Consider the following 11432-nt stretch of genomic DNA (forward strand, 5'->3'; position numbering starts at 1 on the left):
GGGCGCGCAGCACGGAGCCGGGGGCTCCAGGATCCTCCTGGGTTTCAGGTTTTGGCGGGGACGGCCGCGTCCATGGGGCGCGCGGCAAGGACACCGGCGCGCACCAGCAGGCCGTAGGCGGCGATGCACGCGTAGCAGGCCACCGGCACCAGCAGCGCCGGCGCCAGGCCGAAGCGGTCGGCGGCCAGGCCCATCAGCAGCGGCACGATGGCGCCGCCGACGATGGCCAGGCACAGCAGGCCCGAACCGCCGGCGGTGTCCTCGCCCAGTCCGTCGATCGACAGGGTGAAGATGGTCGGGAACATCACCGAGTTGAACAGGCCGATCGACAGGATCGCCACCGCTGCCGGGGTACCTTCCAGCACCGTGGCCGCCAGCAGGCCCAGGGTGGCCGCGCCCAGCGCGCAGGCCGCCAGCACCAGTCCCGCCGGGACGAAGCGCAGCACCCACGAGCCGATGAAGCGGCCGACCATGGCCAGGCCCCAGTACACCGCGATCAGGTTGCCGGCGGCGTGCTCGCTGGTGGTGGCGCCGACCATGATCAGGTAATTGACCAGGGCGCTGCCGACCGCGACCTCGGCGCCGACATAGAGGAAGATCGACAGCGCGCCCAGGCTCAGGCGCGGGATCCCCAGCAGGCGCAGGTAATCGCCCTGGCGCATGGCATGCACGGCCGGCACCGGCGAGCGGCGCAGCAACCAGCACAGCCCGGCCAGCGCCACCAGCACCGCGGCGATGATCATGTACGGCAGGCGCACGTGGCTGGCCTGCTCGACCCGGAACGCGGCCAGCGCCGCCTCGTCCATGCCGGGGGTCGGCTCGGCCACGCCGGCGGCCAGGATCAGGGCCGAGCCGAACAGCGGGCCAAGCATGGTGCCGAAGGAGTTGAAGGCCTGGGCCAGGGTCAGGCGGCTGTGCGCGCGCGCCGGATCGCCCAGGCCCGCGGCCAGCGGGTTGGCCGCGACCTGGACCACGGTGATGCCCGCAGCCAGCACGAACAGCGCGCCCAGGAACGCCGGGTACCAGCCCAGCGAGGCGGCCGGCGAGAACATCAGGCAGCCGCCGGCCATCACCACCAGGCCCAGCACGATGCCGCGCATGTAGCCGATGCGGCTGACCAGCAGCGCCGCGGGGATGGAGACGATGAAGTAGGCCAGGAAGAAGCAGAACTGGGTCAGCATCGCCTCGGCATAGCCGAGCGCGAAGGTGGCTTTGAGCTTGGGGATCAGCACGTCCACCAGGACGGTGCAGAAACCCCAGGCGAAGAACAGCGCGATCACCAGCGGCAGCAGCCGCCGGCCATGGATCGCGCCGCCGGCGCCTGTGGGATTCGGGGCGGGTGCGTGCATCAGGGTCGGTCTCCTTGGATGGCGGTGCTGGTATGAGCGGATGCGGGAACGGGGACCTGCCCCGCGGCGACGTTCCAGCCGCGCACGCGCACGGAAGCGCCGTCGAGCGGTGCGTCCGCCGGCAGCTCGATCCGGATCCCGCGTGCCTGGCCCGGCGCCAGGTTGAGGTAGTTGTCGCTGTAGTAGGCCGGAAGGATGCGTGCGCCGCCCGCATCGACCAGGGTCAGCTTCGCGCCCAGAACCGGCGTCGACGAGGGGTTGCGTACCTGCAGCGTGAGCTGGCCGTCGCCGCGCTTCGCCTCCACCTGCAGCGCCACCTGCGGCATGCCGTCGAGGCGCCGCAGCTCATCCGCCGTGGCCGCGCTCCAGTAGACGTTGTCGGTCAGCAGGCCGCCGTCGCTGCCCAGCAGCTGCAGCACGATGATCGCCACCTGCTCGCGCCACAGCAGCGCGGCCAGGTCCAGCGCGGTGGAAGCGGGCACGACCTGTCCCGCCGGTGCGTCGACGATGGCCTCGCCCTGTCCCAGCGGGCGGCCATCCAGGGCCCACGCCTGTACCTGCACGCGCAGGCCGCGATGGTCCTCGCGGCTGGCATTGACCACGGCCAGGCCACGGTCCGGCAGGTTCATCTGCACGTGCAGCGGCTCGGCGGCCTTGCGCGCGCCGTAGTAGGCAGCGTGGGTGTCGTAGTCGTGGCTGTAGATCTGCCACATCAGGCTCGGCCACGCCGGGTGGCTCATCCACAGCAGGCGGCCGCTGTTGGCTGTCCACAGGTGGGCGTTGAAGCCTTCGAAGATCGCGCGGTGGGTCTCGTAGTTGAGCAGCTGCGCCTTGCGCTCGAAGTCGGCGAGGTCGCGGGCCGGTCCCAGCTTGCGCTCCAGCGCGCGCATGAAACTGCCGGTGTCGCCGTTACCGGACTGGTGCCAGTCGTGGTACGCCCAGGCGTCGCTGATGGGCCAGCGGTCGGCTTCCGGCAGCATCGCCTCCAGCGCCTCCAGCGTGGCGAAGGACGGCGTGCCCACCTCCACCGAGAATCCTCGTGCCAGCGAGGTGAAGTACGCCTCCGGCTCGCGGTAGTCGTAGGGGCCGCTGCCGGCCAGGTTCACCTCGTTGGAGCTGCCCATGTACAGGCGGCTGCCGTCGAGGGAATGCACCAGCTCGTCCAGCCCCTGGTTGAGCAACGGCTGCGGCACGCCCTCGTTGCGGCCGAACCACAGCACGATCGAGGGATGGTGGCGGTAGCGGCGGATGACGTCGGCGGCATTGCGCAGGAACAGCGCCTCGTCCTCCGGCTGCTGGTTGTAGTCCTGGGTCGATGCCCAGAAGTCGTTGAACACCAGCATGCCGTACTCGTCGGCCAGCTCGTACAGGCTCTCCTGGGTGCTCTGCCCGACCCAGTTGCGGACCACGTTCATGTGCGCATCGCGCTGCAGCCGGAAGTACGGCTCGAGGCGCTGCCGCGAACTGCGCTTGCGCCAGTCGTCCATGCCCCAGTTGCCGCCCTTTACCGCGATCCGCACGCCGTTGACGCGCAATACCAGGTGCGGGGACAGGCGCGCGTCCTCCAGCGGCGCCACCGCCGGCGATTCCAGGGCGCCCGGCAACAGCGACTGCGCCCAGCCACCGGGCACCTTGCGGATCGCCTCGTGGCGCACGTCGACCACGCGCTGGCCCGGCGCGCGCGCCGGACGGTACTCGACGCGCCGGAGGTTGCCGTCGCCGTCCAGCAGCGACAGCTCGTAGCTGACCTCACGTATCCCGAAGCGCAGGCTGCGCTCGTGCGGCGGGGCATCGCCGGCGCGCAGGCGCAGGTGCAGGGTATGCAGCGCCGGCTCGCCGTAGCCGTTGGGCCACCACAGCCGCGGCTGGCGGATGCGCAGCTGCGGGTAGCGCGCCGGATCCAGGCGCAGGCGGGTGCCGCCCGGCGGGATTGCGACCGTCGTCTGCAGCCGCACCTCGGCGAGCTCCAACTCCAGCTCGGCCTGTACCGGCGTGCCGCCGTCGTTGTGCAGCGGTACCTCGACCGCGAGATCGGCCGCTGCGTGGCCGGCTTCCACCGTGCTGGAAACCCAGGCGTCGCCGATCCAGGCCGGGCCGGTCGCGAGCAGGCGCACGTCCTGCCACAGGCCGGTGTTGCGGTCGCGCACGGCCGGTATCCAGTCCCAGCCCTCGCTGGCAACGAAGGTCGGGCCGTCCAGTACCAGCATGCCGCCGTTCTCGCCCACGCCAGCCGACAGCGACTGCTCGTGCGGCAGTCCCGGATGCGGCGGCGGCGAGACCCGGACCGCGACCACGTTGCGCTGGCCCGGACGCAGATGCGCGGTGACATCGAACTCGCCGCGGATGAAGGCGCCGCGCGTGTCGCCGATGCGCTCGCCGTTGAGCCAGACCTCGCCGGCGTAGTTGATGCCGTTGAAGCGCAGGCGCAGATGGCGTCCTTCCAGCTCCGCCGGGACCTCGAACGCGCTGCGGTACCACCAGTCCTGGCGGTTGAGCGCCTCCGGGATGCCGATGTTGTCCAGGCCATGGTCAGGGTCCGGATAGACGCCGCGGTCGACCAGGGTCGTCAGCACCGTGCCCGGCACGGTGGCCGGCAGCCATCCGCGGGCATTGATAGGGTCGCGCGAGAGCACGGCGCCGCTGCCGCCAGCGCCCAGGTCCCGCGCGGCCGCCAGGCTCCAGTCATCCAGTATCCAGACGCCCTCGCCCGCCGCGCGCAGGCCCTGCCTTTCGGCCGGTACGACCGGCCGCGGCTTGCCTGCGGGCGCCCGGCTGCGGGGCAAGGTGGCGGGCGGCTGCGGGGTGGCCTGGCCGATCTGCTGCCGGGTCTGGGTGGGCCATGAGGGCGAGGCCGGCTCATACCGTGCGAGCCCGTCGTCCGGCGCGGCGCCGAAGGCCGCGGCGAGGGCTTCGGGCTGCAACACACGCGGTTCGAAGACGAGCCCGGCGACCCGGCCGGCGTAGCGGCCCTGGCCCGCACCTGCCAAAGCGACCGACAGCCGGGGCTCGAGCGGTTCGACGGGTCCGGGCAAAGCGGCCGATGAGACCAGGCGACCGTCCACGTAGAGGGCCGCACGTCCTTCGCCGATGACCGCCGCCATCGCGTGCCAGCGCCCAGGCTCAAGCGCCCGTCGCCCACGCGCCAGTACGCCGCTGTCCGTACACAGCGCGGGAGCGCGACCGTCGATGCAAAGGTGGTACGCCGCTCCCGTCGGCCCGCCCACGCCGGCCACATGCGCACGTCCCTCCGGCAACGCGGATGGCCGCACCCAGGCACGCAGGGTCCAGCCGGGTGCCGCCACCTCGGCCGGGTCGGCAAACTGCCTTTCCCAGCCCGTGCCGCCCGCGATGGCCTCGACGTTCCACGGGCCTTCGGCCGCGGCCTCGGATCCAAGGCAGGCACCCAGCGCCAACGCCAGCCGGATACCCGCCGCACGCAACCTGCCAGATCGCATCCAGTAGCTCCCGGGGCGCCTGCCCCTCATGCACCCGGCCTGCAAACGCAGGCCCCTCCGCCGACGCGGTCAGGTAACGTTATCTCACGTGCGTTGGCGCATCATCTTGCGTTGCAGCACGGAGGTTTGGCGCGCATGGGGTCTGTAACCCGGCAAGCTTTGAAGGGCGAGCGGAAAGGGGTGACGGGTATCCACGAGACGCCGGAGGCAGGAACCGCGGGCCTGCGTTCCGCGATCCGGTGACGGCTGGCCGGCACGCACCGGGAAACTGGAAACAAGCGCTGGTGCCGCCCGCGGCCATGGGGACGGCGGCCATGCCCGCTTTGAACCCGGGCCCTGCGAGATCACTCGCGCGGGGGAGAATCGGTTTGAGAGACGTATCCGGCGATCCGCCCAGGGCGCCGCCCGGGAGCGACCGGGCCCCGCCCAGGCCAGCCCCGCGCAGATGGTTCAACCGAGCCCGTAATGCAGGGCGATGCCCGCGAACACCACGGCGCCGATCCAGTTGTTGTGCAGGAAGGCGCGGAAGCAGGCCGCGCGCTCGCGGTGGCGGGCCATCACGAACTCCTGCACCACCAGCACCGCGGCCACGCCCAGGGCCACCCAGTAGGCCAGGCCAAGCCCGGCCTGGCGGCCGACCAGGGCCAGGGCGACCAGCACCAGCGCGTACAGCACGCCCTGGGCCACCAGGTCGAGGTCGCCAAACAGGATGGCGGTGGACTTCGATCCGGCGCGGATGTCGTCCTCGCGATCGACCATCGCGTACCAGGTGTCGTAGGCGGTGGACCAGAGGATGTTGGCGCAGTACAGCAGCCAGCCCAGCGCCGGCACCTCGCCCTGCACCGCGGCGAAGGCCATCGGGATGCCCCAGCCGAAGGCCATGCCCAGGTAGACCTGCGGCAGGTAGGTGTAGCGCTTCAGGTAGGGATAGGTGGCCGCCAGGAACAGGCCAACGAAGCTGAGCAGGATGGTCAGCAGGTTGAGCGTCAGCACCAGGGCGAAGGCCACCAGCATCAGTGCCGCGAACACCGCCAGCGCCTCGCGGCCGGAGACGGCGCCGGTGGCCAGGGGGCGGTCGCGGGTGCGCTCGACCCTGGGATCGAGCCAGCGGTCGGCGTAGTCGTTGATCACGCAGCCGGCCGAGCGGGTCAGCCACACGCCGGCGGTGAACACGAACAAGGTCCAGGGATCCGGCACGCCGCCGGCGGCCAGCCACAGCGCCCACCAGGTCGGCCACAGCAGCAGGAGCACGCCGATCGGGCGGTCGCCGCGGACCAGCTTCCAGTACTGCCCCAGGCGTTCGCGCCAGCCGGGCCCCGGCGCGGTGGCCGGCTCGTAACGTTCGTAACCCATGGCGCAAAGGTTAGCAGGCCGGCAACGGGTGCCGGCCTGCTTCCGCTACATCAGGCGTCGGCCGCCTTGTACTCGTAGTAGCCGTAGCTGTAGTAGCCGGTGGCGCGCTTCTCCACCGCGTTGAAGATCGTGCCCTTGACCTGCACGCCGTTCTGCTCGAACCGCTTGAGCGCCAGCACGATCTCCTTGGCCTGGTTGAGGCCGAAACGGGTCACCAGCAGGGTCGAACCGGCGTGGGCGCCGACGATGGCCGCATCGGTCACCGCCAGGATCGGCGGGGTATCGATGATCACCAGGTCGTAGCGCGGCGCCAGCGTCTCGACGATCTGCTTGAAGCGCGGGTGCATCAGCAGTTCGGACGGGTTTGGCGGGATGTCGCCGCGCACGATGTAGTGCATGTTCGGCAGGTCCGGCACCGCGTGGATGGCCGCGTCCAGGTCCAGCTTGCCGACCAGCACGTCGGACAGGCCGTTCTTGTGGCTGATGCCCAGCAGCTTGTGCAGGGTCCCCTTGCGCATGTCGGCATCGACGACCAGCACCCGCTGCCCGGCCTGGGCGATCACCGCGGCGAGGTTGGAGGAGACGAAGGTCTTGCCCACGCCCGGGCGCGGACCGGAGATGGTGAGGATGTTGTTCTTGGCCTCCAGCATGGCGAAGTGCAGGCTGGTGCGCAGGCTGCGCAGCGCCTCCACGGCCAGGTCCGCCGGCTCGTCGACGGCCAGCAGGTGCTGGCGGCCATCGGCGCGGATATGGTGCATACCCATGCGGTCGCGCTTGGCGGTCGGCAACGCCTTCGAGTTGCTCAGCGGAATGGCGGCGTAGACCGGCAGGCCCAGCTCCTCGATCACGGCCGGGTCCTCGATGCCCGGGTTGAGCATGCGCTGCACGAATACGAAGGCAATGGCGAGAAATGCACCCAACAGGGTGGCCACGAGCACGACGAGGGGCTTGCGCGGCTTGACCGGGTTTGAGGTGTCAGCCACCGCCGGGTCGACGATGCGCACATTACCCACGGTACCAGCGCGCGCCACATCCAGCTGCTGGGCCTGGTTCAGCAGGGCGGTGTAGAGCTCGTTGCTGACCTGCAGGTCGCGGGTCAGGCGCAGCAGCTCCTGCTGGGTATCCGGCAGCTCGCTGACCTGGCGGCGGAAACCGGCCTTGCGCGCCTCCAGCTCGCCAATCTGGCTCAGCAGGGCACGGTAGGCAGGGTGATCGCGGGTAAAGCTGCGATCCATCTCCGCCTGCTTCAGGCGCAGCTGCTGGATGCTGGTTTCAACCGCGACCTCCTGCTCCAGCAGGCCCTTGGTCTGCATGGTGATGTCCACGGAGTTGGCCGAGGACTGGTAACGGGCCATGGCCTCCTGCGCTTCCTCCACCTGCTTGCGCACGGTGGGCAGCTGGTCCTTGACGAACTGCAGCTGGGCAGCCGCCTCGGCCGAGCTGCGCTCGACGTTCTGGCGGACATAGGCCTCAACGATCTTCTGCACTACAGCTTCAGCGCGCGCCGGATCGGTATCTTCGTAGGTGACAAGGAGAATGCCGGATTCCTTGCCCTGCTCCGCAACATTGATGTCTTGCTGCAGAGCGGCCACGACGTCCAGGCGACGAGCCTTGACGACCTTGAACCTCATGCCCGGATTGGCATGGAGGGTCGAGACTTCGGCCAGCACGGAGCCACGCTCTGCGGGCTCGCCCGCCCGGCCCCTCACCAGTTCATCGCCGTCTTCATCACGCAGTACGTAAGCGCCCTGATCGTCGAGCACCTCAAGGGTCAGCTCGCTATCGACAAGAGCCTGAGGCACCTCCAGACGCTGGAACTCAAGGGCTTCCCCTCCCCAGCCAAAGCTATCCAAGCCCAGGAATGGCTCAGCAACCTCCCCCCCTTCGAGCGGAGTAAACCAGCGGGCCAATGCACCGCCAATCAGAGGGAATCTATACGGCTCAATGAAGATGTCGAGTTTCAACTGATCAACTGCCGAGCCAACGACGGTGCGCGAGCGAAGCAGAGCCACCTCGGTGGTAGACGCGACACTGCCGCCACCGGCCAACGAAGTCAGGTCAGACAAGCCCGGAATGCTGGGCATCTTCGATTCGACCTGCACCATCGCCTGGGCGCGGTACACCGGCGCGGCCAACAGTACATAGGCCACGCTCAGCACGAAAAAGATTGCCGTGGTAGCGATGATCCACCACTTGCGGTCAATCAGTACGCCGACCAGTTCCCGCAGGTCGATCTCGTCTTCAGTGGCGGGCGTTACCGCTGCCTTTTCCTTGCCCATAGTTCTCTTCCAGAGTTGTAAGACCGGGGGAACGTGACGCCGGCAACATCACTTGATGTAGGGGAGCCAGCTGTCGACGCAATCATCAATCAGTTGGTACACGTGCTCGAAGGCTTCGCGATGCTGGCGGTACGGGTCGGGGATCTCGCGCTGCCCCCGCCACTTGCCGAGTAGGAAGGTCTTGCCGCTGACCTGGGGCACTTCGCGCGCAATCCTGGTCTGGTGGGCGTGCTCCATGACCAGAACCAGGTCCGCTGCGGCCAGTATGGAGGGCGTCGCCTGCCGCGCCTGGTGCCCGTCGGGGTCGATGCCCGCCTCGCGCAGCAGGGCGGCCGCTTCCGGATCGACCGGCCGCCCGACCAGGGCCTGCAGGCCCGCGGACGACACTTCCACGCCCGGGCGCCCCTGCAGCCGGTGGCGCATCAGCAGCTCCGCCGTGGGACTGCGGCAGATGTTGCCCACACAGACGAACAGGATCTTTCTGAACACTAACGCCGGTCCCCGCGCTGACTGGTTCCAATGGTCCCGGAGCGCAGTACGTCCCGGCCGCGCGCAAGCTTACCCGATGAAGCCCGATGCTGCAGCGCGACAGCGTGAAGGTTTCGTGCATAAACCACTGATTGACAAGCCCCCCGGGCCCGCTTATGGTCTGGCCTGTGAAGTAGCCCGTCCATCTTGAAACGGAGTTTCCCCCATGAAGACCAAACTGATCGGTCTGGCCATCGCACTGGGTCTGGTCGCGCAGCCGTACGCGTTTGCGCAGGATTCCGGTAGCGCCCAGCAGGAAGAGAGCGGCGATGCGGCGGGCAGCGACACCGCTGCTGGTGGCGGCGTCGATGGCGAAGCGGTTGCCTGGACTGCGGCTGGCACCGCGCTGGCCATCGGCGTGCTGTCGGTGATCAATGACGATAACGACAACCGTGCCCAGCCGGGCCCTGGTCCGGGCCCCGGCCCGGGTCCGGGTCCTGATCCGGGCACGGGTGGCACCGGCGGTACCGGTGGCACTGGCGGCACGGGTGGTACCGGCGGCACGGGTGGCACCGGCGGCTGATAGCCCGCCCTGGATGTCTTGACACAAGGCCCGCCGGCCTTCGATGCCCGGCGGGCTTTTTTGTGTACGGGGCCCCCTCCCCCGTGAACTCGAATGGAAGCGACATGAATCGAGCCTACCGGTCCGGCGCGCTCGCGCTGATGGCGGCCTTTTTCTTTTCCGGTTGTGTCTGGGCCCCCGGCCAGCATCTGGCCCGTACCAAGCCAGGACCAGGCCAGATCCGGACATCCGGCAATGACCAGCTGGATCTCGTGGCGATTACCCCGCGCCTCATTGCGCAGGAACATGCCGGCCGCGCCAGTTCGGAGCAGATCCCGCGCGCCCTGCTGGATTACCACCCCGATCCTTACCGCATTGGAGCGGGTGATGTGCTCTACATCACCGTCTGGGACCATCCGGAGCTGACGGTCCCTGCGGGTCCACAGCAGCAGGTCAATCTCGCGGGTCGCCTGGTCCAGGGCGACGGAACGCTGTTCTACCCATATATAGGGAAGATCCAAGCAGCTGGGCTCACTCCGACCGAGCTGCGAGACAAGCTTGCCGGCCAGCTGGCAGCTGTGATCCATGAGCCGCAGGTGGACGTGTCGATCCTGACCTATGCCAGTCAGAGGGTCTGGGTGTCGGGCGCTGCACGCCAGGCTTCCGTGGTGCCGCTGACCGTGGTCCCGCTGACGCTGCAAGACGCCATCAGCACCGCCGGTTTCGATCCCTCCCAAGCCGATCTATCCGGCGTGCGCCTGACCCGCGACGGCACCACATACGTGCTCGACATGAGCCGGATCGGAGGCACCCCCATCTATCTGAAGGCCGAGGACCAGATCTACATCCCTTACCTGGATGCCAAGGAAGTCTTTGTGGTGGGCGAGGTCAACCAGCCAGGCGCGCAGAACTTCAAGACCGGCAGCATCAGCCTCAGCCAGGCGCTGGGTCGGGCGCGCGGCCTGGCCCAGGCCACGGCGGATGGCAATGCGGTTTACGTGATCCGCGGCGCCAAGCCCGATGCCCTCGAGCAGCAACCGTCGGTGGTCTACCAGCTGGAGGCCAAGTCCCCCGCGGCTTTCGCGGTGGCCAGCCAGTTCGAGCTGCTGCCCGGCGACGTGGTGTTCGTGGGCGCCGCCGGCATTACCCGCTGGAGCCGCTTCGTGAACCAGTTGCTGCCGTTCACCGGGATCATCAGCAACGCCGCAAGCGCCAGCAACGATCTTTCCAACAACTGACGGCCGCCGTGCAAGCGTCTACCGTCCACCGGGCCCAAGGCTCCCGCCGCCGCCCCGGCTCCAGCCTGTTTCCGGCAAGCACCAGCGCCCTGGTTTCCCTGGCGCTGGTGCTGGTGCTGGCCGGCTGCGGCACGGTGATGCAAACCAGCGTGGACTTCGTCCGTACCGCCGTGGCCGGCAAGGACGACCTCTCCGAGGCCGCAACCAAGGTAGCCTCCCTGCCCTACGCCAGCCTGCTCATGGACGATGGCCAGTACCGCGCGGTGATGGTGCTGGGCAACGATGACGAGGGGCGGCTTTCCTGGCATAGCCGGCAGGCCGTCGTGTTCCTGTGCGAGGGCGGCGTGCTCTGTGGCACCCATGGCCTGCGCGCAGGCCTGGATGGGGCCCGGATCGAAGGCGACAACCCGTTCACCGACCTGCGCACGGTGGGCGAGGCGGGCATCACCGTCAGCCGCCGCTACGACTGGCGCAGCGGCTACCGCTATGGCGTGCCGGTCACCGGCCAGCTGCGCCGGGTGGGCCAGGAAACCGTGGCGGATCCGCTGGGACGCAGCCGCACCCTGGCCAGGTACGAGGAACGCCTGGAAGGCCCCGGCGTGGAAGGCACCAATACCTACTGGGTCGATCCGGCCACCGGCGTGCTGTGGAAGAGCCGGCAGCTGGCTGCCCCGGATGTCTACCTCGAGATCAGCCTGATCAAGCCTTACCGGCGGAGGTCGCAATGA

The 11432-nt window shown here is 69.0% G+C and carries 8 protein-coding genes; 3 read left to right on the plus strand and 5 right to left on the minus strand.

The window, feature by feature from the left end; genetic code table 11:
- Positions 1-44 precede the first annotated feature (44 nt).
- The 5 genes from B351_RS0105860 to B351_RS0105880 all read right to left on the minus strand — a co-directional run bounded on the left by B351_RS0105860 (position 45) and on the right by B351_RS0105880 (position 8925).
- Positions 45-1349 (minus strand): sugar MFS transporter, encoded by a 1305-nt coding sequence (locus B351_RS0105860; RefSeq protein WP_019398113.1) that lies wholly within the window; start codon positions 1347-1349, stop codon positions 45-47.
- Positions 1349-4804 (minus strand): glycosyl hydrolase 2 galactose-binding domain-containing protein, encoded by a 3456-nt coding sequence (locus B351_RS0105865; RefSeq protein WP_083852398.1) that lies wholly within the window; start codon positions 4802-4804, stop codon positions 1349-1351. The genes B351_RS0105860 and B351_RS0105865 overlap by 1 nt, the downstream gene beginning before the upstream one ends.
- A gap of 450 nt (positions 4805-5254) precedes the next feature.
- Positions 5255-6157, minus strand: a complete 903-nt coding sequence (gene ubiA / locus B351_RS0105870) for a 4-hydroxybenzoate octaprenyltransferase (protein ID WP_019398115.1) — start codon at positions 6155-6157, stop codon at positions 5255-5257.
- Positions 6158-6207: 50 nt separating this feature from the next.
- Entirely contained in the window at positions 6208-8436 is a 2229-nt protein-coding gene (locus tag B351_RS0105875) for a polysaccharide biosynthesis tyrosine autokinase (RefSeq protein WP_026010413.1), read from the minus strand.
- A gap of 48 nt (positions 8437-8484) precedes the next feature.
- Entirely contained in the window at positions 8485-8925 is a 441-nt protein-coding gene (locus B351_RS0105880) for a low molecular weight protein-tyrosine-phosphatase (RefSeq protein ID WP_019398118.1), read from the minus strand.
- Positions 8926-9130: 205 nt separating this feature from the next.
- Here B351_RS0105880 and B351_RS17765 point away from each other — a divergent pair, with 205 nt between their 5' ends.
- The 3 genes from B351_RS17765 (at position 9131) to B351_RS0105895 (ending at position 11432) form a co-directional block, all read left to right on the plus strand.
- Positions 9131-9487, plus strand: coding sequence for a hypothetical protein (locus B351_RS17765; protein ID WP_019398119.1), 357 nt, complete (start codon positions 9131-9133; stop codon positions 9485-9487).
- Positions 9488-9591: 104 nt separating this feature from the next.
- Positions 9592-10704, plus strand: coding sequence for a polysaccharide biosynthesis/export family protein (locus tag B351_RS0105890; protein ID WP_083852399.1), 1113 nt, complete (start codon positions 9592-9594; stop codon positions 10702-10704).
- Between the two features lie 8 nt (positions 10705-10712).
- Positions 10713-11432, plus strand: coding sequence for a YjbF family lipoprotein (locus tag B351_RS0105895; protein WP_232207895.1), 720 nt, complete (start codon positions 10713-10715; stop codon positions 11430-11432).

The organism is Pseudoxanthomonas sp. GW2, assembly GCF_000283075.1.
Lineage (GTDB): Bacteria > Pseudomonadota > Gammaproteobacteria > Xanthomonadales > Xanthomonadaceae > Pseudoxanthomonas.

Bases quoted from the DNA above. Each gene is read 5' to 3' on its own strand.
- B351_RS0105890 (WP_083852399.1), top strand. From the start codon at position 9,592: ATGAATCGAGCCTACCGGTCCGGCGCGCTCGCGCTGATGGCGGCCTTT.
- B351_RS17765 (WP_019398119.1), top strand. From the start codon at position 9,131: ATGAAGACCAAACTGATCGGTCTGGCCATCGCACTGGGTCTGGTCGCG.
- B351_RS0105860 (WP_019398113.1), bottom strand. From the start codon at position 1,349: ATGCACGCACCCGCCCCGAATCCCACAGGCGCCGGCGGCGCGATCCAT.
- B351_RS0105865 (WP_083852398.1), bottom strand. From the start codon at position 4,804: ATGCGATCTGGCAGGTTGCGTGCGGCGGGTATCCGGCTGGCGTTGGCG.
- B351_RS0105875 (WP_026010413.1), bottom strand. From the start codon at position 8,436: ATGGGCAAGGAAAAGGCAGCGGTAACGCCCGCCACTGAAGACGAGATC.
- ubiA (WP_019398115.1), bottom strand. From the start codon at position 6,157: ATGGGTTACGAACGTTACGAGCCGGCCACCGCGCCGGGGCCCGGCTGG.